Origin of the sequence: Paenibacillus sp. PK3_47 (assembly GCF_023520895.1) — a bacterium.
Classification (GTDB): domain Bacteria; phylum Bacillota; class Bacilli; order Paenibacillales; family Paenibacillaceae; genus Paenibacillus_AQ.
Genome location: NZ_CP026029.1, coordinates 2,831,489 through 2,855,499, shown reverse-complemented (window position 1 = coordinate 2,855,499; position 24,011 = coordinate 2,831,489). Strand labels below are relative to the sequence as shown.

Annotated in this window: 9 protein-coding genes; 2 read left to right on the top strand and 7 right to left on the bottom strand. The window is 50.9% G+C overall.

From position 1 onward, the window contains the following. Positions 1-11: 11 nt before the first annotated feature. Together C2I18_RS12820 and C2I18_RS12815 are read right to left on the bottom strand one after the other, a co-directional pair. Positions 12-176, bottom strand: coding sequence for a hypothetical protein (locus C2I18_RS12820; RefSeq protein WP_249901537.1), 165 nt, complete (start codon positions 174-176; stop codon positions 12-14). Positions 177-683: 507 nt separating this feature from the next. After that, positions 684-7,700 (bottom strand): RCC1 domain-containing protein, encoded by a 7,017-nt coding sequence (locus C2I18_RS12815; RefSeq protein ID WP_249901536.1) that lies wholly within the window; start codon positions 7,698-7,700, stop codon positions 684-686. Positions 7,701-8,681: 981 nt separating this feature from the next. Here C2I18_RS12815 and C2I18_RS12810 point away from each other — a divergent pair. Continuing rightward, positions 8,682-13,748 carry an S-layer homology domain-containing protein gene (locus C2I18_RS12810; RefSeq protein ID WP_249901535.1) on the top strand — a complete coding sequence of 1,689 codons (5,067 nt, stop codon included), beginning with the start codon at positions 8,682-8,684 and terminating at the stop codon, positions 13,746-13,748. A 274-nt stretch (positions 13,749-14,022) separates the two neighbouring features. Beyond that, positions 14,023-18,981: an S-layer homology domain-containing protein gene (locus tag C2I18_RS12805; protein WP_249901534.1), complete on the top strand. Its 4,959-nt coding sequence runs from the start codon at positions 14,023-14,025 to the stop codon at positions 18,979-18,981. A gap of 85 nt (positions 18,982-19,066) precedes the next feature. Here the strand turns inward: C2I18_RS12805 and C2I18_RS12800 are convergent, their stop codons facing one another. The 5 genes from C2I18_RS12800 to lgt form a co-directional block, all read right to left on the bottom strand. Then, complete coding sequence (locus C2I18_RS12800) at positions 19,067-20,218, bottom strand: acyltransferase (RefSeq protein WP_249901533.1); 1,152 nt, start codon at positions 20,216-20,218, stop codon at positions 19,067-19,069. Between the two features lie 78 nt (positions 20,219-20,296). Further along, the gene (locus tag C2I18_RS12795) at positions 20,297-21,511 is read right to left on the bottom strand and encodes an acyltransferase (protein ID WP_249901532.1); all 1,215 of its coding nucleotides are present in this window, start codon (positions 21,509-21,511) and stop codon (positions 20,297-20,299) included. Between the two features lie 302 nt (positions 21,512-21,813). Beyond that, positions 21,814-22,320 (bottom strand): acyltransferase, encoded by a 507-nt coding sequence (locus C2I18_RS12790; protein WP_275100980.1) that lies wholly within the window; start codon positions 22,318-22,320, stop codon positions 21,814-21,816. Positions 22,321-22,324: 4 nt separating this feature from the next. Next, positions 22,325-22,966, bottom strand: a complete 642-nt coding sequence (gene ppaX / locus C2I18_RS12785; RefSeq protein WP_249901531.1) for a pyrophosphatase PpaX — start codon at positions 22,964-22,966, stop codon at positions 22,325-22,327. A gap of 8 nt (positions 22,967-22,974) precedes the next feature. Then, positions 22,975-24,006: a prolipoprotein diacylglyceryl transferase gene (gene lgt, locus C2I18_RS12780; protein ID WP_249901530.1), complete on the bottom strand. Its 1,032-nt coding sequence runs from the start codon at positions 24,004-24,006 to the stop codon at positions 22,975-22,977. Positions 24,007-24,011 lie beyond the last annotated feature (5 nt).

Sequence of the window (24,011 nt, the reverse complement as noted above, 5' to 3'; positions counted from 1 at the left end):
CATACAGCTGATTATTCGTCGTAGCCGCCGCCGCAGGAGCGGGTGGCAGAATCACCGTCTGGAGCAATAATCCCGCCGAGAGCAGGAGCGGCAATACCCGCTTTTTGAAGATGGATTTTCCTCTCATGTATACCTCCGATATTAGAGATTTGGGTTTTAAGAAACTGATGATTCATTCTTCTCAAACTTTAGCTATTGCAGCAGCAAGACCGCCAGGTCAGCACACATCCGTTACACCGTTCCGCAGGGACAAAGTTTTTGTATACATCCGCTGCAGCCCCCCAAGGCTTCCATCATTTTTGCGTTATCCCTCCCATTCCGTTTAATCTAATCCTCCCGCTGCGGCAAAGACGAATATGTACACCGGAGGATTTTTCATGCTCTACTATTCCATGAAGCTGCCGGTTTTGGAAGAGCAAAGGTTTGCTTTAAACATTTCAAGGCTAATTCATATAAAATCAGATCAACAGAGCGTTTCATCGTCCGAAATATGTTTAAAATACTAGGTTAGAGATTGAATTACATATCTAATAGGCACCAGATTCCAATGAGTGGAAAGCTCAAGCTTCTTGATGTGACAGTTTGAAATTCCTTATATAAAATGCAACGGGGCTGTCCTCAGTCATCTTGTGACTTACAGGACAGCCCCGTTATTTACTTAGTAGTGCCTATCATTCGTTGCTTTATATCCGGTCGGCCTTCTCCAGGAACCGGATCACAATCGCTGCGACTTCCGCTCTTGTAATCTGATCTTTCGGATTGATCGAACCGTTATTGCCTTGAATCAGGCCTGCGGCTACATTCTGTTCAACGGCACTTTGAGCCCAGTTACTTACAAGCCCTGAATCCTTGAAGCCGTTCAGAATATCAGCACCTGTGGCACTTGTGGCCTGCAGGCTGATCAAGTTCATTGCCCGTGAGATGATCACCATTGCTTCTTCCCGCGTAATCGGCTGGTTCGGACGGAAGGTATTATCCTCGTAGCCCGCAATCAGTCCAAACTGGTTCGCCGTTGCAATCACATCTGCATACCATCTGCTGCCGGCGACATCACGGAATCCGGCGCTTTGGCCTGATGCAGCTTCCAGTCCCAGTGCTCTGACCAGAACGGCTGAGAATTCCGCCCGCGTAATCTCACGGGTTGGTTCAAATCGTGTACCATCTACCCCTTCCAAGATGCCCAGGGAGCTTGCCCGGTCCACATATTGCTTGAACCATTGGCCGGTTCTCACATCGCTGAATACTTTAGGTGCTGTCGATGGCATCGGGGTGGCCGATGCACCTGCACTTGCTGCAGGTGTTGGAGCTGGTGTCGCTGTGGCCGTTGGTGTTGGTGACGGTGTTGCAGATGGCGTGATGATTACTGCGCCACCACCGCCTCCTCCGCCACCGCCGGTGCCTCCGCCCGGATTACCTCCGCCACCCGTGCCTGGCGCTGGATCTTGAGTTGGTGCTGGTGTCGGATTTTGAGTGGGTGCCGGTGTTGGCGTCGCCGGTTGTTCCGGCTGCGTTGCCACCAGGGCCGCAATCGCATTGCTCAGTGCTGCTACAGCTGCATCGATCTGCGACTGGGTCGCATTCTGATTGTTCAGCAGCTGTTCCAGCACACCTCTGGCTACTTCGACCTTGGCCCAAGTTGCCGGCGTGTAGTCGCCGTAAGTCAGATCCGTTACAGTTGCCAGTTGTTCCTGTGCATTAGTGCCGTTCACTGGCACGATGGCCAGATCGGACAGAGCATTCTGCAGTGCTTCTAGAGCAGTCTCTACAGCAGATGCATCTCCGCTCTGCAGCGCAGTCCCCAGTGCTTCCCTTGCTTCCTGCACAGCACTCCATGTTTCTGGACTGTAATCGCCTGCTACCAGATCAGCCACTTGGTCCAATAGATTTTCAGGGTTTACCGGAAGCGATGGATTTGTTGGAATCAATCCAGTGAGCGCTTCTTGCAGAGCAGCTACTGCAGCGTCAATTTGAGCCTGGGTTGCATTTGTGTCGGCCAGTAAGTTCTCAAGCACTTCACGTGCCGCTTCAATCGCCGCCCATGCTGACGGCAGATAGTTCTCAGGTGTCAGCTGATCAATCTCAGTCAACAATTCCTCCGCCGGTGTGCCCGGTTGTTCCGGCTCCTCTGGTGTAAGCTGAGAAATGGCCATTCCCAGCGCCAAGGTCACCTCGTTAATCTGAGATTGAGTCGCGTCCGGGTTAGCCAGCAGCGTTTCCAGCAGAGATCTGACGGCTTCAACGAGTGCCCAGCTCTCTGGTGTATAATCGCCAGCTGTCATTCCGGATACAGCATCCAGTTGCCCCTGCGCATTCTCATCATTCACTGGTGCAATCGTCAGACCGGTCAGTGCCGTCTGCAGCGCTCTCTTGGCTGTCTGTACAGTTGCCGGACTGCCGCCTTGCAGCGCTGCGGACAGGTTCTGGATTGCCTCTTGTACGGCATCCCAAGTTTCCGTCGTATAGTCGCTTGGTTCGAGGCGATCCACCTGGTTCAGAAGCACCGCCGGTTCCACCGGCACGGATGGGTTGATTGGAACCAGTCCATTCAGTGCACCCTGCAGGGTATCCACCGCAGCATCAATCAATTCCTGCGATGCCTGTGCATTCAGCAGGTTCTGAAGCAGGGTCCGGGACGCTTCGATAATGGCCCAAGTTGCCGGCAGGTAGTCCCCTTCTACCAGATCGTCGATCTGATCCAGCAGATCCTGCGGCGGGTTGCTTGGCGCCAGAGCTGCGATCGCGTTGCTCAATACCTCTGCCGCTGCATCAATTTGCGACTGCGTGGCGTTGGCGTTGTTAATCAAAGCTTGCAGCGTGGCTCTTGCCGCTTCAACGGTTGCCCATGCTGCTGGTGAGTAGTTATCCGATACTAGATCGGCTGCTGCATCCAGCTGATCCTGTGCCTCCCCTGGATTTACAGGAACCGGTGTCAGGCCAGCCAAAGCAGTCTGCAGCGCTTCTCTAGCTGTCTGAATTATTGATGAATCTCCGCCTTGCAGCGCAGCGATCAGGTCCAGCTGTGCTGCTTCTACAGGACTCCATGTTTCCGGAGTATAGTCTTCAGGTGTGAGTGTGTTCACTCTATTCACCAACGCTGCCGGGTCTACTGGCAGTGAGGAGTTCGTTGGAATGAGTCCATTCAGCGCAGCCTCCAGCGCTGTTGTAGCCGCATTAATTTGCGGCTGGGTCGCTTCCGGGTTGCCCAGCAAGCCAGTCAATATCTCCCGTGCCGCTTCGATTACCGCCCAACTGCCTGGAAGATAGTTACCCGGCACCAGTTCGTTCATCTCATCCAGCAGCTCCTGCTGCGGATTGCTCAGCGTCAAGGCTGCAACTGCCGTGTTCAGTGTAATTGTTGCAGCATCAATTTGGGATTGGGTAGCGCCTGGGTTATCCAGCAGGGTCTGCAGGATCGTTCTGGCTGTGACCACGTTCGCCCACGTTGACGGCGAATAATCGCTCTCCAGCAAATTCGTTACTGTATCTAATCCGGCTTGCGCACTTTCTTCGTTCACCGGAGCAAGCGTCAGGTTCGACAAAGCTGTCTGAAGTGCTCTTTTTGCCGTTTGAATGGCTGCGGTATTCCCGCCTTGCAGCGCTGTCTCCAGTGCCGCGCCTGCTTCTGATACGGCATCCCATGTTACTTGGCTGTAGTCGTTCCCATTCAGGTTACCAACTTGATTCAGCAGGGTTGCTGGTTCCACCGAAAGAGATGGATTTACGGGAATCAGGCCCGTCAATGCTGCTTGCAGGGCTGCTGTAGCTGTATTAACTTGTGTTGGTGTTGCATTCTCATTGCCCAGCAGTCCCGTCAACACCTCCTGCGCGGCTGCAATAGCAGCCCATGTTTCCGGGAGATAATTGCTTGGTGTCAGCGAAGCAACCTCATCCAGCAGTTCCTGCGGCGGATTGCTTGGCGCCAGAGCGGCAACCGCTGTATTTAGCACCGCTGTTGCTGCGTTGATCTGCGATTGTGTCGCATTAGGACTATCCAGCAGGGATTGCAAAACAACCCTCGCGGCTTCAACATTCGCCCAAGCTGCTGGCGAATAGTCGCCCGCCGTCAGACCAGCCACGATATCCAGCTGCGCCTGTGCATCAGCTTCTTCTACTTGAGCAGTAGTCAGTGCCGAAAGTGCAGTTTGCAGGGCAGCCGTAGCTGTCTGTACAGATGCGGAATCTCCGCCTGCAAGAGCCGTTTCCAGATCCTGCTGCGCGGTTTCCACTGCGCTCCAAGTTTCCGGACTATAATCACTTGCGGTCAGAGTGGATACCTGATTCAGCAGCGTCTCTGGTACGACCGGCAGTGACGGATTGGTTGGAATCAATCCGGTCAGTGCCTGTTGCAGCGCTGCGGCAGCAGCGTTAATTTGTGCTTGTGTCGCGTCCGGACTATTCAGCAAGCCGGTTAGTACATCCCGTGCTGCTGCAATAGCCGTCCAGCTTTCCGGCAGGTAATCTCCCTGCGTCAGATTCGCAATCTGATCCAGCAGCTCCTGCGGCGGATTGCTCAGTGTCAGGGCCGCAACAGCCTGATTCAGTGCTTCTGTCGCTGCGTCAATTTGCGATTGGGTTGCCTCCAGATTGTTCAGCAGCGACTCGAGCGCAGTTTGCGCCGCTACTACTGCATTCCACCTGATCGGATTGTAATCCTCAGGTGAAAGATCCGCTACAATGTCCAGCCCTTCCTGAGCTTCATCATCATTCACAGGGATAATTTCCAGGGCTTCAATTGCGCTCAGCAGTTCCGCCCTTGCTGCATTGATTTGGGATTGCAAAGATGCCGGATTGCTCATGACATTTTGCAGACTAGTTACCGCAGCTTCGACATCGGCAAAGCTGGCACTGCTGTAATCGCTTGGCACAAGGTTATTTGCGATATCCAGCGTTCCTTGAGCCAGCGTCAAATTCGGCACAGCTACCACCAGATTGTCTAAAGCATAAGTCAAATTGGTTACTGTTGTATTTACTTGAGCCTGCGTATACGTATTTACCGTAACCGTGATCATGTAATTGGCTTGATTCAACTGATTTTGCAGTCTTGACCAGGAGGAGGCTGTGTAGTTAATCTGTTCCAACGGCGCTGCCCGAAGCTGCAGCGGAGGCAGCTGGGACACATCGTACTTACGGATCAGAAAGCTGAAATTCTTGGTCGCGCTTTCCGAACCGCTTGTAAAGGTTGCCGTCATCTGCACAATTTCATCATTGTTCACCGGACGGCGAAGAACAGTTCCATCCGAGGCCACCATGTCCGGTGAGTTGCTCATCCAGGTTATATTAGAACCATTAATACCTGCAGTGGGCAATACTGTTGTTATTCTGTTTGTAAACCCTCCCGTTACAAAAGGAAGTTCAGTCCGCTCTCGATCGGCCCGTACAACTGTAAGGTCCGGGGATTCAGTTGAATTCGTCAGAACGTAGCTGTTGTTATAAATCCCGCTTCCTCCAGCAGCAATCTTTACTGCATCTTGGATGGCAGTCACTTTAAGAGGAGCAGCGCTATTTGTCGTTGTTCCCACCCCAAGCTGTCCAAACCAGTTCCCTCCAATACTGTAGACCTCACCACTGCCGGTCAGGAACAGAGCATGAGACTGGCCCGTCAATGAGGAAGCGGCATCTATTACTCCGGTTAAGCCTTGTATCTGTCTGGGTGTATTTACCCAGCTTGTCTGTATTGGAGCTCCAAGCAATCCATAAGCATTACTACCAAACCCATAGACCGTTCCATCCCGGAGCACCACATAACTAGTGTCTTGGCCTGTAGCAACCTTACGTGCCGGCCCGGGAAGTGCGGATATTCTGGCAGGTGTAGATACTGATGTATAATTGCCTTGTCCAAGCTGCCCTCCCCCGTTAGCTCCTATGCCGTACACATCGCCATTCTCCATAAGAATAAGTGTATAGGAAAGACCGACTGAAGCCTGAACCGCTTTAATACCAACAGGTAATCCCAGTACTTGGACAGGCACGCTACTGTCTACTCCAACCGTACCGTTACCCAACTCTCCATACATATTCCTCCCCATTGTATAAACTCTTCCATCCTCTAGTACAACAGCGTTATGGTTACGCCCCGCAGACACTGAGACAGCTGGTCCTGGCAGGGAAAGCTTCACCGGTCGTGTCTGGTTAGTCTGGTTTCCAATTCCCAACATTCCATAGCCGTTGCCTCCCCAGACGTATACATCTCCGTTGTCCGCCAGCGCCATTGAAGAACTTTGGCGCAGCGATATAGCTTTTATAGTAGGCACCCCCGTTATCTCAACCGGGTAAGGTTGAATGTTACTGCTTCCGATACCCAACTCGCCGGCACCACTATTGCGACCGAAACCATATACTTTGCCCTGATCGGTAAGAAGTAGCGTAGAGTAGGCTCCTGTCTGAACATCTATGTTATTGTAAGTAACAGTAGTCACCGTATCCGGATTGGGGGTAACCTGTCCGCTTCCTGAAATAGTAACTACTCCATAGTAATCAGGTCCGGTTGCATAAACATCCCCATCTGTAGTAACCAGCAGCAGGTTATCACCTGAGGTATTTGCAGTAACATCAGCAGTAGTAACGGTAAATCCCTCTAGCCGGGTTGGCGTATAGCGGGTAACCAGGTCTCCTAGTCCCAACGTTCCATACTGTCCCGTGCCAAACACATAAGCTTCTCCACCCTGTGTAACAGCGACACCAATACCAGAAAGACTCATATGAACAATATTGCTTAAACCTTCGATCTTGGTAGGAGTGAGGACGGATGATACTTCAGCACCCAATCCCAGCATTCCGTTAGAATTGGAGCCAACTCCATAGACATCTCCATTCTCTAATCTCAACAAAGAGGACTGATATCCCACTTCCACATCCACAACGCCATCGGGAACAGATATTTGAGTAGGAGTATTTACATTTCTTACATTAACTGAACTAGAATACAATCCTACTGTGTTTGCTGAGTTCGCCCCCCATGCATAAACTGCACCAGTAGCGGTGACAGCCATGACTGAGGCACTTCCAGCAGATATATCGATAACTCCGGACAAGCCATTAACCTTGGCAGGACTGAGAGATGTGTCGGTTGCTCCCTGTCCTAATGTTCCATAAGTTCCGCCTGTTCCCCAAGAATACACATCTCCATTCTCTAACACAGCGAACGCTGTCTCTGGATCAATCTGTCCGAGTGCCGATGAAGCTATCATCTTGACGCCGCTTAACCCGGGCACCTTAATCGGAGTAGTAGAACCGTTTGTATTGCCTTGGCCAAGGATCCCATAATTTCCTCTGCCCATAGCATAGACCTCGCCCGTCTCCAGTAGGATGAGTATATAGCCGTAACTTACTTCAATCTGTACCGCTTTGGCTGGAAGAGTCAGTTTTTTTGGTGTATAGTTTGTGGTGCTTTGGCTGCCGACACCATAAAGGGTGTCGCCCCATGTATAGACTTCACCTGTAACGGTAATCACCGCCGCATGCCGGTTCGCACTCTTTATATCCTTTACATTGGATGTAAAAAACGGATTCTTGACAGGAACTCGGAAACTTGGATCCAGCATACCTCTTTGCGGCCCAATTGTACTGCCAAACGTATAAAGCTTGGTATTCGTCGTAGCCGCCGCCGCAGGCGCGGGAGGCAAAATCGCCGTCTGGAGCAACAACCCCGCCGAGAGCAGGAGCGGCATTACCCGCTTTTTAAAGATGGATTTTCCTCTCATGTATACCTCCGATATTAGAGATTTGGGTTTTTAAATAGATATTTCATTCTTCTCAAACTTCAGCTATTACAGCAGCAAAATTTCCAGGTCAGCACACATCCGATACTGCTTTCCGCAGGGATAAGTTTTTGTATACATCCGCTGCAGCCCCCCAAGGCTTCCATCATTTTTGCGTTATCCCTCCCGTTCTGTTTGATCTGACTCCTCCCGCGCGGTAAAGACGACTACGTATATTGGAGGATTTTCCATGCTCTACTATTTCATGATGCTGCCGGTTTTGGGAAGAGCAAAGGTTTGCTTTAAACATTTCAAGGCTAATCCATATAAGTTCAGGTCAAAAAGGCGTTTCATCCTACGAAATTTGTTTAAAATACTTGGTTAGAGGTTGAATTACACATCTCAATAGATGCCTAACGCCATCTCGAATGCCCTCCTATAAAATGTAACGGGGCTGTCCTCAAGTCATCTTGTGACTTGCAGGACAGCCCCGCTGTTTACATAGTGCCTATCATTCGTTGCTTTACATCCGACCAGCTTTCTCCAAGAACCGGATCACTATTGTGTCGGCCTCCGTTCTTGTAATTCCATCCTTCGGATTGATCGAGCCGTTATTGCCTTGAATCAGTCCTGCGGCTACATTCTGTTCGACGGCACTTTGTCCTTAGGCAGCTTCAGTAAAAAAGAAGACGTTCCCAGTGCCTGCCGGAATCGTCTTCTTTTGCATCAGCGTATGGGTTTAACTCTGCTCCTCCAGGCTGCCGGGAAAGCGCGGCCCTTTAAGCTCTACTGCCCGGTTTTCCTCTACCTGCAGACTGAATTTACGCCTGTTTCAGCCTTTTTAACCTTTTATTTTAAACTTTTAAAGCCATATTCAAACCTTTAAAGCCCTTAATATGAAGCTCTTTCTTCTACTTTCGGGTAGTTTACGTATGAGTCGGGGTGTTCGACCAGACATTTTCTACGAGACAAGGAGATGAACAGATGGTTCGATTGCTGAAACGAGGCATGATAGTGATGCTGGCCGCTGTACTGTTGTTGGTTCAATGGCCTATACAGCCTGCTGGTGCAGCTCCGGATCCAGCCGCGGAGTCCGGTATTGTTTTTGAAGGGAATCCCGGAATACAGAGCGACGGATACAAAGCGGCGGCTTACGGACAAGGCGTATATATCGCGGCAGGCACTAACGGAAATATTGTGCGGTCCCAAGATGGGGTGAATTGGACCGACGTAGCCGGGATCAACAGCACGGAAACTTTTAACAGCGCCGCTTACGGCAACAACCGTTTTGTCGTGGTTGGAAGCGGCGGGACGATCCTGAGTTCACCGGACGGGGAGAACTGGACTCCATACGTTTCGGCAATCAGCAGCAATTTAAATGATGTGGAATTTATCGGGGAACAGTTTGTCATTGTCGGTAATGGCGGGGTTATGCTGGTTTCCGGAGACGGAACGGCCTGGTTCCGGCTGTTTGTGTCTGATGGCTTTGCAGGCGTTTATAATTTGGATTTGACCGGAATCGCTTATGGAAACGGAAGTTATGCCCTTACCCATAGTGGACTCGACAGCAGCATTTTGGTCAGCTCCAATTTGTCCGGACCATGGACCAAAAATATCATTTATGCCGACGGACCGGCAATGATCACGAGCTTGGCTTTTGTTCGGGACCGTTTTTTCGCCGTAACAGAGAACAGCAGCAATGGAATGCACAGAGGGTACGTGCTGCTTTCGGCAAACCCCGGCGCTTCGGCATGGCCCAAACTTCGCGTCGGAAATATTCCGCTGGACTTTGCCTATTTTGACGGAAAATATCGGATTTTAGGTTACCCGATGTACACCTCGGCAACCCCGGATACGAACCTGAATAACTGGACGATGTATCTTGATGATCTCCCCAGTCTCATCAGAGCCTCCGCAGTCGGTCCTGACCGGATCGTCGTGGCAGGCGATTACGGGCTCTCCATGACCCTGAATGGAGAGACATGGACGCCCGCCTTCCCGGACATTACAGATGTTGCTTATAAAAACGGCACTTATGTGCGGGCAGGTACATTAAATAATAGAATCTATTTCTCTACGTCGAGCAACTTTGCCGATTGGGAGACAGCCACTTATCCGCAAAACTATGGATCCATTCGACGGGTCATGTCCGCCGGGAATGATTTTGTGGCCTACGATGAATCCTCAATCTGGGGGTCGGCGGACGGACGGGATTGGGAGAACCGGACTTCCGGCAGTATGGAGGAGGTCGGTCTGAGCGGAATGGCCTATGGCAATGGAACGCTTGTAGTAGTAGGCCGCTACTCGGGCAGGGTATTCTACTCTACCGATCTGGGTAAAACCTGGTCATACACAGCAGTATCCGGCGCCGGCCGCTATAATAATGTTGAATTTGTTGAAGGGCTGTTTATAATAACCACCTCCACTTCAGTCCTTTATTCGCCGGATGGCATCAACTGGACGACAGTTTCCATACCGTCAATGCCAATCACTGAAAATGATGCTCCAAGCAAAATTGTATACGGCAGCGGCAAGTTCATCATTTACGTGGGAACCGACAGCCCTCAGGGCTATGGTCTCACTTCTTTGGACGGAAAAAACTGGACCCCATTCACTCCGAATCCGGCCGATTTCTCGCCGCGAATGATTGCTTATGCCGATAATGTCTTCCTCGGCAGTGTTAATGGAAGAAACTGGTTTAGCTCCGCAGACGGAATCAATTGGGTGTCTTACGATATCCCGAACAACTCCACTGCCCTGAACATTAGAAACATTAACGGAAATATTGCAGTGGTGGGCGCGGGGGGACTTGCGCTCCTGTCCGGCCAGACCGAAGACGTAACCGGCCTGGTCAGCGCTGAAAGCACGACGGGCTTTACAGTAACCTTGGACAAGGCCATTCCAGGGCTTACTGCAAGCGACTTTACATTGAGCGGCGGAGTAACAGTGAATAATGTAACTACATCCGACGGCGGTCTGACTTATCAGGTTGAAGCAGCCCTCACCGAAGGGGAGGTCTACACAGTTACAATTACAGAATCAGGCTACCGCTTCTCCATAGGCGATGTTACAGTACCTGAATCTGTCGCAGTAGCCGGAACAATCAGCAATCAAAGTACAAATGGCTTTACTGTTACATTGGATAAGGCCGTACCGGGGCTTACTGCCAGCCATTTTGCACTTAATCGCGGGGCCTCAGTGACTTCAGTAAATACAGCTGATAACGGCCTGACGTACGTTGTTAATGCATCTCTTTCTCCTAGCACAACCTATACTGTAACCATTACAGAGCCAGGCTACCGGTTTACAGTCGGAAATGTAACTACGCCTTGGGAGATTTTAATTAACGGAACCATCAGCAATGAATCGGTTACCGGTTTTACGATCACGTTGGACCGGATGGCGCTACTATATAATAATATGTATTTTGTTCTTAACGATACTATGAGGGTGAATAGTATTACGCCGCTTGATGACAGCAATTTAAGCTATCAGGTATCGGCGGATCTTACTGACGGAGAAACCTATACCGTTACAATCATGGAACCGGGTCTGCGTTTTGTAGTTGAAAATGTAGTGGTTCCGCCGGCGACCGAGGTAGCCGGAACCATCAGCAATCCGGGCACAACCGGCTTTACAGTCACTCTGGATCAAGCCGTGCCGGGGCTTACTGCCAGCGATTTTGCCCTTAGCGGCGGAGTGACGGTGGATAGTGTAACCACTGCTGACGAAGGCTTAACTTACCAGGTGGAAGCAGTGCTCTCTGAAGGTGAGACGTATACTGTAACCATTACAGAAGCGGGTTACCGGTTTACTGTAGGGAATGTTGCGGTCCCAGCACCAGTTGCTGTAGCCGGAACGATCAGCAATCCGGGGACAACCGGCTTCACCATCACTCTGGACCAGGCGGTACCAGGGCTTAACGCCAGTGATTTTGCGCTTAGCGGCGGAGTGACGGTGGACAATGTGACCACAACCGATGGAGGCTTAACTTACCAGGTGGAAGCGGTGCTCTCTGAAGGTGAGACGTATACCGTTACAATTACTGAAGCGGGTTACCGGTTTACTGTTGGTAACGTTGCCGTTCCAGCACCTGTCGCTGTCGCCGGAACGATCAGCAATCCGGGTACTGAAGGATTCACAGTCACTTTGGATCAAGCGGTGCCGGGGCTTACTGCCAGCGATTTTGCGCTTAGCGGCGGAGTGACGGTAGATAATGTGACCACAACTGATGGGGGTTTAACTTATCAGGTGGAAGCGGTACTCTCTGAAGGTGAGACGTACACGGTTACGATTACGAGAGCTGGCTACCTGCTTTCGATAGGTAATGTAGTTGTACCTGAAGCTGCCCAGCCGACACCGGCACCAACAGAGTCACCAACACCAACGGAGTCGCCGGTACCGACAGCAACACCAGTACCGACCTCAACACCGGTGCCTACGTCAACACCGGCACCAACTTCAACACCTGCACCAACTTCAACACCTGCACCAACTTCAACACCGGCACCAACTTCAACACCTGCACCAACTTCAACACCGGCACCAACTTCAACACCTGCACCAACTTCAACACCTGCACCAACTTCAACACCGGTACCATCCGAATCACCAGTACCGACAGCAACGGCGACGACTGCTCCTCCTTCAGATTCCGGCGGAACGGGCTCGGGCGGTGGTTCACCTGCAGTTACAGCTGCACCAACAGCTTCACCGGCAGCAACTCCTGCTCCTGCCACCCTGACTTATGGAAATGGCGAAACACTGCCGGTCACTAAAAGACGGACTGTAACTAACGGGGTGGTTATTGATACAGTTACGCTGCCGGCGGACCAAACAAATGAAGCGGTCAACCGGATTAAAAACAGCGGCGGAGACAGCCTCCGGATTATGATTGCGGAGACTCCGGATCAGGCGGCGGATGAACTGAACGTCCAGCTCCCTGCTGAATCGCTGCAGACGATTGAACAGGCTGATCTTAATCTGGAAATTGCCACAAGCTACATTGAAACTGTAGTGCCGCCGGATACGCTGGCAGCACAGAGCAATGATCTGTACTTCCGCTTCATACCGCTGAAAGATCAGCAGAAGCGGGATACCGTACGGCAAAGAGCGCTGCAGAATGAACAAGTACAGTCCATCTCGGCCCAGCTTCAGCCAGTAGTTGTAGCAACACCTGTGGAAGTTGAGACCAATATAACAGGTCAGGGCGATGTCTCGATGGTAATGCCGCTGACAGGAGTGACTCTGCCAGCCGACACGCAGCAGAGAGACAGCTTCTTGAAGTCGCTGGCTGTTTACGCCGAACATGGAACCGGCAAGCCGCAGCTGATGTCCGGAGAAATTATCTCCGCGGGAACAAATACACCAGCTATCCGATTTACAGCCAATCCGCTCGGAGCCTTTGCCCTGCTGAGCTGGCAGGGAATCGATCTCAGCAGCCAGCTTGGGGATAGCGTTACGCCTGAATCTCCAGCTGTTCAAAACCGTGCGCCTTATATCAATGGCTTCCCGGACGGAACCTTCAGACCGGAAGCCGCTGTATCCCGGTCCCAGATGGCAACCATGCTGGCAAGGCTGCTGGAATATAAGGAGAACCAGTCGCAAGCAGGAATTTATCCGGATGTCTCTGAAGCCCATTGGGCACAGGATCAGATTGGATTCATCACTGCACGGGGTCTGATGATCGGGGACAAGAACGGAAACTTTAACCCGAATGACGGAATTACCCGGGCACAGATGGCCACAATCGTATCCAGATTTACAGCTGACCAGCCTGCTGAAAGTACTGTACAATCGTTCAGGGATATCACAGGACACTGGGCGGCAGATGACATTGCAGCTGCCCAATCAAGAGGTTTGATGCAAGGCTATAGTGACGGCACCTTCCGTCCGAAGCAGGTTATTACCCGGGCAGAAGCCGTTACCGTGCTTAACAAGCTGTTCGGCCGGACTTTGGCCAGTACTCCGGGAACTCCGACCTGGAAAGACGTCAGCAGAAGTCACTGGGCGTACACTGATATTGAGGCTGCTTCGGGAACAATAGAATAATGTAACTAGGCAGCAAAAAAAGCGCCGGCTTCGTCCACTTCAGTGGTTGAAGCCGGCGTTTTATACTAATCGTTCGGTATTATAACTGGATTCCTGCCGAATAAGTCAAGATAATTCAGAGATCTGCCGTTTTGAAATTTTTAGTTTAAAACTTTGCATCCGCTTTTAAAGTTTTAAAGCGGTTAATCTGTAAGAACCTCATCTGCTTACGGGTAGTTAGGATATTAAACCGGGTTTACTGGTGACCCGATATAACCGAGAAGGAGTTGAACGAATGTACCAATCGCTGAAACGAGGATTAGTGCTGTGTCTGGCCATGGTGCTGCTGGCTGTGCAATGGCCTTTGCAGCCTGTTAGTGCAGTTGAGGTTCCCCCTCAGGAAGATCCTGGCCTAATATTTGAGGGGAACGCAGGACTACAGAGTAATGCATACAGGGCGGCAGCCTATGGACAGGGTATTTATATCGCAACCGGAACTACTGGTAACATCGTGCGTTCCGAAGACGGTAAGCTTTGGAGTGACGTAATGGAGAACAGTAACACAACTACATTTTATGGAGCCGCTTATGGAGCCAATAAATTTGTAGTGGTAGGAGCAGACGGGACGATTCTGACCTCACCTGACGGAAAGAGCTGGACTCCCAGAGTATCAGGAGTATCTTCACCGCTAATGGATGTCCGGTTTATTGAAGGTCAGTTTATAGCGGTCGGTAGTTCAGGAGATATGGTGACCTCTTCAGACGGAGAATCTTGGACGAGAACACCCTTATTAGACAGCACGGGTAAAACAATTATGGTAAGCATGACCGGAATCACTTATGGAAATGGGAAATATGCAATTTCCCATACAGCTACCGATGGTACCATTTTGGTCAGCACCAGCCCATCCGGGCCATGGTCCAGAGTCAGTCTGTATTACCTCGGTCCTGCAATGATTAGTAGCTTAACCTTTGTTAACGACCGTTTTTTTGCTATAACAGATAGCGTTAATTCAACACATAGAGGCCATGTGCTTAGCTCCGTGAATCCAAGTACGCCAACATGGCCAAAAATCCTCACTACAACTCTTCCTGTTGAATTTGCTTATTACAATGGAAAGTACCGTATCTTAGGTCAAACGGTGTACACTTCGTCTACAGGGGGAACCAGTATATCTGAATGGACGACCAACACTACTAATACGACCCCCGAGATCACGGGTTACGCTATTGGCTCAGACAGGATGGTTGTTGTAAGTGAGTTCGGAATCTCAGCAACATTGGATGGAGAGTCCTGGACAGGAAGCTTGCCTGATATAGCAGATATTGCTTATGGCAATGGTACTTATGTACGGGTAGGTACATTGAATTACAGAACTTACATCTCCTATTCTAACGATTTTGAAAACTGGCAAACCTCCACATTTCCCTCAAACTCTGGAACTGTTCCAAGAGTCATTTTTGCTGAAGATCATTTCATTGCCTTTGATGAATCTTCGGTAATGATATCAACAGACGGACGGATCTGGGAAAAACGGACTCCTTCAGGATTGGCTGGCATAAGCCCGACTGGTATGGCCTACGGTAACGGAAACCTTATAGTTGTAAGTGAAAATACAAATAACGTATTCTCTTCGACGAATTTAGGCCTTACTTGGACCACCAGAACTGTTAATTTTGATTACTCTGTTAAGGATGTTGTATTTGCAGATGGGCTATTTGTAGCCACTACCTATAGTACAGTCATCTATTCGATCGATGGCCTTACATGGACAAAGGCCACGGTGCCAGCACTTCCGAGTTCGGAATGGTTTCAGTCATATGAAATGCTATACGCTAATGGTGAATTCTACGTTTATGGTATTACAGTCAATGACAATCTAAGTTACGGTCTTACTTCGCCTGACGGAAGAACCTGGACACGACTGAATATGGATCCAGTCGACTTTATTCCAACCATGACTGCTTACGCCAATAACTTATTCCTTGCCAGCGGGACTGGGGTAGAGTGGTACATTTCTTCAGATGGAATGAAGTGGGCTCCCTACTCAATTGGGAATAACTCTGCTGCTAAAAATATTAAAACAATTAATGGAAACTTCATGGTTCTGGGTGCAGGAAACCTGATGCTCACATCCCGAGCTTTAGAAATCGTAACCGGCGCTGTTAGTGCAGAGAGCGTAACTGGGTTTACCGTCACTTTGGACAAGGCGTTTCCTGGGCTTACGGCAAGTGACTTTACGCTAAGCAATGGAGCTACGGTGAGCAACGTGACTACTGTAGATGGCGGTCTTACCTATCAGGTAGAAGCTAACCTTACCGAGGGTGAAACGTACACGGTTATGATTAGGCACCCAGGCTACCTTTTCTCTGTAGAGAGCGTTACGGTTCCAGTCCCTGTAGCTGTAGCTGGAACGATCAGCAATCAAAGTACAAATGGCTTTACAGTTACTTTGGATCAGGCCGTGCCGGGGCTTACTGCCAGCAATTTTGCGCTAAATAATGGTGCTACAGTGACTTCCGTGAATACAGCCGATGGCGGATTGACGTATATGGTGAATGCTTCGCTTTCCCCCGGTACAGTGTACACAGTAACGATTACGGAAACAGGCTACCGGATCACAGTTGGGAATGTGAATACCCCTTTTGAGACTTTAATTAACGGAACCATCAGCAATGAATCAACTACCGGTTTTACGATCACGTTAGACCGGATGGCGCTACTATATACTAATATGTATTTTGTTCTTAACGATACTATGAGGGTGAACAGCATCACGCCGCTTGATGACAGCAATTTAAGCTATCAGGTATCGGCGGATCTTACTGACGGAGAAACCTATACCGTTACAATCATGGAACCGGGTCTGCGTTTTGTAGTTGAAAATGTAGTAGTTCCGCCGGCGACCGAGGTGGCCGGAACCATCAGCAATCCGGGCACAACTGGCTTTACAGTCACTCTGGATCAAGCCGTGCCGGGGCTTACTTCCAGCGATTTTGCCCTTAGCGGCGGAGTGACGGTGGATAGTGTAACCACTGCTGACGAAGGCTTAACTTACCAGGTGGAAGCAGTGCTCTCTGAAGGTGAGACGTACACTGTTACGATTACAGAAGCAGGATACCACTTTACTGTTGGCAATATTACCGTGCCGATGCCTGTCGCCATTACTGGAACCATCAGCACTCCGAGTACAACCGGCTTCACAGTCACGCTCGACCAAGCTGTACCGGGCCTTACTGCCAGTGACTTTGCGCTTAGCGGCGGAACTGCAGTTTCTTCAGTCATTTCGGCAGATGGCGGTCTGACCTACCAGGTAGAAGCCGCTCTCTCTGAAGGCGAAACTTATACCGTTGAAATTACTAAAACCGGGTACCGGTTCAACGTAAGTGATGTAATCGTACCTGAAGCCGTCGCCATAACTGGAGCCATCAGCACTCCAGCTACAACCGGCTTCACAGTTACTTTAGACCAAGCTGTACCAGGTCTCACTGCCAGCAACTTTACGCTTAGCGGCGGAGCCATAGCAGCTAATGTGACTACAACCGATGGCGGCACAACGTATCAGGTAGAGGCTGCCCTTGACGAAGGACAGACCTACACCGTTACGGTCACAGCAGCTGGATATCTGTTCTCTGTAGGCAATGTAGTTGTACCTGAAGCTACCCAGCCGACACCGACAGAGGCACCAACACCAACGGAGTCACCAGTTCCAACTGAAACGCCAGGTTCGACTTCGACACCAGTTCCAACAGAAATACCAGTTCCAACATCAACACCGGCGCCAACTTCAACACCTGCACCAACTTCAACATCTGAACCATCGGCATCGCCAACACCGGTGCCAACTACTGACCCGACACCGGGCACTGGTGGATCGTCTTCCGGCGGCAGCACTCCAGTTGCTACAGCGTCACCAACCGCAACACCGATACCAGCCACTGTGTCCATTGGAAATGGCGGAACCTTGCCTGTCAATGTAACAAGAACGGTAACGAATGGTGTAATCAGCGATACGCTTACTCTGCCAAATGACAGAACAAGTGAAGCTGTCAACCAAATCCGGAACAGCGGCGGAGACAGCCTCCGGATTACAGTCCCGGATGCCGGTACCCCGGCAGATGTACTCAATGTTCAACTCCCTGCAGCAGCGCTGCAGGCCATCAAGCAGGCTGATCTTAATCTGGGCATTACAACAAGCTATATTGAGACTGTAGTGCCTCACGAAGCATTGGCAGCCCAGAATAATGATCTGTATTTCCGCTTTACACCAGTTAAAAATCAGCAGCAGCGCGATATCGTCAGCCAAAGAGCGCTGCAGGCGGAACCAGTACAGAACATCTCTGCCCAGCTTCAGCCTACGGTTGTAGCTACACCTGTCGAGGTAGAGACCAATATGACCGGCGGAAGCGAAGTTTCCATTGTGCTGCCGCTGAATGGAGTGACTTTGCCTGCCGAGACTCAGCAGAGAGACAGCTTCCTGAAGTCACTCGCTGTATATGCTGAGCAGGGTAACAACAGCTCAGAACTGCTCTCAGGAGAGATCATCTCCACAGGGACCAGTGCACCAGGAATCCGGTTTGCTGCTAACCCGCGGGGAGCCTTCGCCCTGTTAAGCTGGCAGGGAATGGATCTGAGCAGCCAGCTTGGCGATAGCAGCTCCAATACTCCTGAGGCTCCGGCAGTCAACAGCCGCACGCCATATATTCAAGGCTTCCCGGACGGAACCTTCAGACCGGAAGGTGCTGTAACACGGGCGCAGATGGCAACCATGCTGGCAAGACTGCTGAACGACAGTGGTACACAGTCACAAGCTGTTACCTATCCGGATGTCACTGCTGCACACTGGGCCCGGAATCAGATCGGGTTCATCACTGCACAGGGACTGATGATCGGGGACAAGAACGGAAACTTTAATCCGAATGATGGCATTACCCGGGCGCAAATGGCCACGATTGCCGCCAGATACGCAGCGGATCAGCCTGCTGCTGCAACCGCACAATCGTTCTCCGATATTGCGGGGCACTGGGCGGCCGGTGATATCGCAGCCGCACAATCCAAAGGCCTGATGCAGGGATACAGTAACGGCACCTTCCGTCCGGGTCAGATCATCACCCGGGCAGAAGCGGTTACCGTTCTTAACAAACTGTTTAACTGGACGTCATCCAATATTTCCGGAACGCCTACCTGGAAGGACGTCAGTACAGCTCACTGGGCTTACAATGATATCGAGGCTGCTTCAGAAACGATAGAATAATCCTGCATGTAGTAAATCTATAATCATGCCTGCAACAAAAAACGCCGGCTTCTCCCACATCTGTGGAGAAGCCGGCGTTTTATGATTAGGCCGATAGCTTGGACTTCGGCTTTTGCGGCGCAGAACCAAACAGCACCCAGCCCAGCTTGAAATAGCGGAATACAAAAGCAACGACGATCCAGGAAATCCCCAGAGCAGCCAGCCAGCCGCCGAATATTGCTGCTGTGTACGCAAGGGAACCGCCATGGAACGGCAGCTTTCTGTAGTAGAACAATATTGCCGGATGAAGCAGATAAATACCGAATGAGCAGGCACCGGCAGAGACCAGCAGTTTCGTCAGCAGGCTGCGTCCGGCTCCGTAGAGCAGGAATGACAGCTGCATCAGCACTAGACAGGACAGCAGCGCGTGCAGATTGGAGAAGCCTTCATACCAGAGGCTGTTGATGACTGTTTTTTTGGTATAGTTGTTGAACCACAGCTCCACGTGCACAATCCCTGCAGCTGCCCACAGCAGCCACAGCACGATCCAGCTTGCTCCCTTAGCAGAGCGCCAGCCTTCCCGGGAGGGAATCAGCCATTTTTTGAGCGGTCCGTAATAGACTGCCACAGCCGCACCTAACAGGAAGTAGGAGAAATAAGTAATCGCCAGGCTGCCCTTGGACAACTGCCAGTATCCGTGGTTCGTCATATATTTGTTCAGCAGGACGAATCCCCACTGCAGCGCAAGCCCGATTACAGGCGCCCAGGCGGCAAGCCGGCGGACCTTTTGCAGACACCACAAAAAGAGCGGGAACAGCACATAGAACTGGATGATAATAATGATGTAGTACAAATGCGTGTACGCGGTTCCGGTCAGCAAATATTTGCCCATTTTCCGCACCATCTCATCAAGAGGCATGCCCCACGTATTGCCTGCATTCATTTTGAGCACAAAATACAGCAGGGAGAACACCACATAAGGCACAATAATATAGATCAGCCTGCGGCTATAGAACTTGCCCAGCATTTTGCCGGTCAGCGGACGGTCGATATAGTTGTAGAACAGGACGAATCCGCTCAGGAACACAAACGATGGCACCGCAAACTGGCTGAACTTGTTGATGAACAAAAACGGATGAAACAGCGATGTTCCCGTAGTCTCCGCCAGTGTGCGTGAAGTGGCATGAATCGCCAGCACTGCAAAAATCGCAACCGCCCGGAAGATATCCAGCTGCGGAATTCTTTCTTTCTGACTCATAACTTTCCTCCTGTAAAGCCCCGTTCTTCTGGGATGCCCGTAATAATTAATCTCCTCTGTCAAAAGAGTTCTGCAGCCCTACACGCTCTGCCCCTGCTTCTCTTCCCCGGCCTGCGGCAAGCTCATCCCCTGCCCCTTTACGTTAAGCACCTGCGGAGCCAGCGAACGCGGCACACTGCCGATAGCCATCCACGACCAGCGCAGCCGGCGGAACGCAAAATGCACAATGATCCAGCTTCCGCCCAGCGCCACCAACAGTCCCCCATATATAAACAGGACATAAGTCAGTGAATCGACCGGTATACTGAAGCGGAATCTTCTGTACACAGCAAGCAGCAGCGGATGGATAAGATAGACCGCAAAAGACAGCTCTCCGAGCCGTGTCAGCGCAGCCACTATGGCCCGCGGCACCTTCCTGTAAATCATGAATGCCAAGTACAGCAGCATCAGCGCAGACAGCATCGTATGCAGGTTCCACAGCAGCTCATACCACAATGAATCCTTCCAGTTTCCAAAATGGCGGGCCTGATACCACAGCTGCACATGTGCAAAAGCCGCTCCCAGCCAGCAGACGACCAGCATTAGCGTGAACCGTTTGAGCCAAGGCGTCAGCTCCCTCCACGGCTTCATCAGCCACGGCTTGACTTCCTCAAACCGGATTGCAATATAAGCACCCAACATATAATAAGCCAGGTATGAAATGGACAGGCTGCCCTTTTCCACGATATGCAGCTGATATTTGTTCCAGAGGATAAACCCCCACTGCAGCGCAAGCCCGAGCGGAACTGTCCAGCGAACCCAAACCCGTGAGGTTTGCAGCAGCTTCAGGAGCAGCGGAAACAGCAGATAGAACTGGATGCTGATGAATACAAAATACAAATGCGCATATGCCGAACCTGTAAACAGCGCCTTAAGAAAACCTGTCAGATTCTCTGCCGGATGCTGCATAAACTCCCCGTTCACATACAAGGTGAGGCCATAATACCCGACCGATGCCAGTAAATAGGGCAGTAGAATATATTTCAGTCTGCGGCGGTAAAAATTCCCGATCAGGCTGCGCGTTACCGGACGTCCGTAGTAATTGTAGAACAGCACAAAGCTGCTGAGAAAAATAAATGACGGCGTACCGAATTTGAAAAAAATATTGATCCAGTTGAGCCAGTAGTAGTAAGGAGACTGAAGCGCCTGCTCACCGGCTGCAAAAGATGAAGCATGCACATGAAGTACGCCAATAATCGCCAGAGCGCGGTAAATATCCAGCTGGGGCAGTCTTTCCTGAGGGGCCGCATTCACAATAGAGTTCCTCTTCTCTGCTTATGATGGCTGTTCAATTGGATGCCAAGCACGAAGGTCTGGATGTGAGATATCAGGAAGCCTGTCCCTGCTGTATTTTCACTCTGATATTTGGTTATGCCGGGCGCCCTTGCACAATCTGATGTTCCGGCTATGTACAAGTATAACGCTTCTTTGGTTTTGCAGATACTTAAAGGTTTCTTAATGTTTGGCTCAATTTCCTGCAACTCCCGAAAATAAAATACCCTGCCGTTCCTGCGCCGGTACACGCAATATGAAACAGCAGGGTCTTAACCCGTTCATTATTCTTCTATTGGACCTTCAGAAGCCGGACGCAGCTCCCTCAGCGGATTCCCGCCGACAAAAGCTCCAGCCGCCACATCCTTATGCACGACCGAGCCTGCTGCAATCACCGATCCATCCCCGATGGTTACACCCGGAAGAATGGTGCTGTTGGCACCGACCAGTACGTTCTCCCCGATAATAACCTCGCCCAGACGATACTCCTTGATGAGGTATTCATGGGCCAGAATTGTCGTGTTATAGCCGATCACAGAATTTTCACCGACCGTTATCAGCTCCGGAAAAAACACATCCACCATCGCCATCAGCCCGAACGCCGTATGTTTGCCCACTTTCATCCCAAGCAGCCGGCGGTAAATCCAGTTCTTGAGCGGCAGGATCGGGCAGTACCGGGCAATCTGGATAAAAATAAAATTACGCACGCCCTTCCACGGGCTGACTGTTCGGTAGATATGCCAAAGTGCGTTATGCTCTTCCACCGGATAGCGGGTTACTTTTCTCACCATGGCTTCATCCCTTGCCTACGATATCGTATAAATCGGTCATGTCATGGATGATATAATCCGGATCGTATTGGCGCAGCGTCTCCTCACCTTTGAGTGACCAGGCCACTCCTGCTGCAAGCACCCCCGCCGCCTTGGCGGATTGAATATCAACGGCACTGTCGCCTACCATCAGGGTTCTGCCCGGATCAGCGTTCAGGCTGCGGACAGCGGTCAGCACCGGCTCCGGATGGGGCTTGGGATGCGTGACATCATTGACGGTGACAATGGTATCCATATATTTCAGCAGGTCGAACATCTCCAGCGCCCTGAGCGTCGTCGGACGGATCTTCGTCGTCACAATGCCCATGCGGATTCCGCGGCGTCTCAGCTCCTCCATCGTCTCCGTCACATTCGGAAAGGAAGCAATCAGTTCATCATGATGTGCATTATTGTAGGCACGGTAGGAGAGCTCAAGGGCGCTTGTATCCTCAATCCCGGAGAAAGCGCTCATTTGCTGCTGCAGTGTTGTACCCATATAGGGAATAATCTGCTCCCTTGTCAGGGGAGACAGATTGTTTTCCTTCAGCGCATGCATGAATGAATTGATGATCAGCTCATTGGTATTTACAATTGTACCGTCCAGATCAAAAAGTACGCATTCTATCATTGCAGAGATTACTCCTTTGGTGTGCCGCCCTCAGGCTTGTCTTGTTCCGCCGGTCTGGCCTGGGAAGCATTCTGGGTTGTATGAGCTGCATGATCAGGAACTACAGCATCTGCTGTGGTCCCTTTGGTGCTGACAATGGGATCCGAATAGTGTGCACTCGCCTGCCCGGTCACCCGGCGGACGATAATCAGCACGACTGCGACAACAATGATCAGAATCGCCAGCAGCTGTGAGATCCGGATATTGCCGTAAGCCGGGTCGAGATAGCCTTGTTCAAAGCCCAGCCATTCCATCGGTTTCCACATGCCGTTGATCAGCGATGCTACACCGCTGCTTCCGTTGAAGGCCAGACTGTCTGTACGCAGTGCTTCGATAAAGAAGCGGCCGATCGAATACCAAATGAAATAGGATAAGAAAATTTCACCTGCACGTACAAACTTCTGACGGCGCAGCACCATCAGCAGCAGGATTCCCAGCAGGCTCCAAAGCGATTCATACAGGAAAGTGGGATGATGGAACGCATCCCCTATGTACATTTGATTCACGATAAAGTCCGGCAAATGCAGCTTGTCGCGCAGGAAGGATTCCGCTACAACACCACCGTAAGCCTCTTGATTGATAAAGTTACCCCAGCGGCCGATCATTTGTCCGGCAAGCAGTCCCGGTGCACAGATATCAACGATTCTCCAGAACGGATATCCCTTGCGCCGGAAATAAATAATACCGCAGATAATCGCCCCGATCAGGGCACCGTAAATGGCGATCCCGCCGTTCCAGATTTTGAAGATATCGATCCAATTATCCTTATAGTCATCCCACATAAAAGCTACAAAATAAATCCGCGCGCCGATGATGGCTGAAGGCACACCAAGCAGCAGCAGGTCCATGAAGAATTCCTGCGGGATATTAAACCGCTTCCCTTCGCGGATCGCGAGGAACAGTCCGGCAAGTGCGCCGAATCCCAGAATCAGGCCGTACCAGTGAACCGGCAGTGAACCGATCGAGAACACGATCGGATCAATCGCCAAAGAATAAAACATCGTCT

Bases quoted from the DNA above. Each gene is read 5' to 3' on its own strand.
- C2I18_RS12820 (WP_249901537.1), bottom strand. From the start codon at position 176: ATGAATCATCAGTTTCTTAAAACCCAAATCTCTAATATCGGAGGTATA.
- C2I18_RS12815 (WP_249901536.1), bottom strand. From the start codon at position 7,700: ATGAGAGGAAAATCCATCTTTAAAAAGCGGGTAATGCCGCTCCTGCTC.
- C2I18_RS12810 (WP_249901535.1), top strand. From the start codon at position 8,682: ATGGTTCGATTGCTGAAACGAGGCATGATAGTGATGCTGGCCGCTGTA.
- C2I18_RS12805 (WP_249901534.1), top strand. From the start codon at position 14,023: ATGTACCAATCGCTGAAACGAGGATTAGTGCTGTGTCTGGCCATGGTG.
- C2I18_RS12800 (WP_249901533.1), bottom strand. From the start codon at position 20,218: ATGAGTCAGAAAGAAAGAATTCCGCAGCTGGATATCTTCCGGGCGGTT.
- C2I18_RS12790 (WP_275100980.1), bottom strand. From the start codon at position 22,320: ATGGTGAGAAAAGTAACCCGCTATCCGGTGGAAGAGCATAACGCACTT.
- ppaX (WP_249901531.1), bottom strand. From the start codon at position 22,966: ATGATAGAATGCGTACTTTTTGATCTGGACGGTACAATTGTAAATACC.
- lgt (WP_249901530.1), bottom strand. From the start codon at position 24,006: ATGTTTTATTCTTTGGCGATTGATCCGATCGTGTTCTCGATCGGTTCA.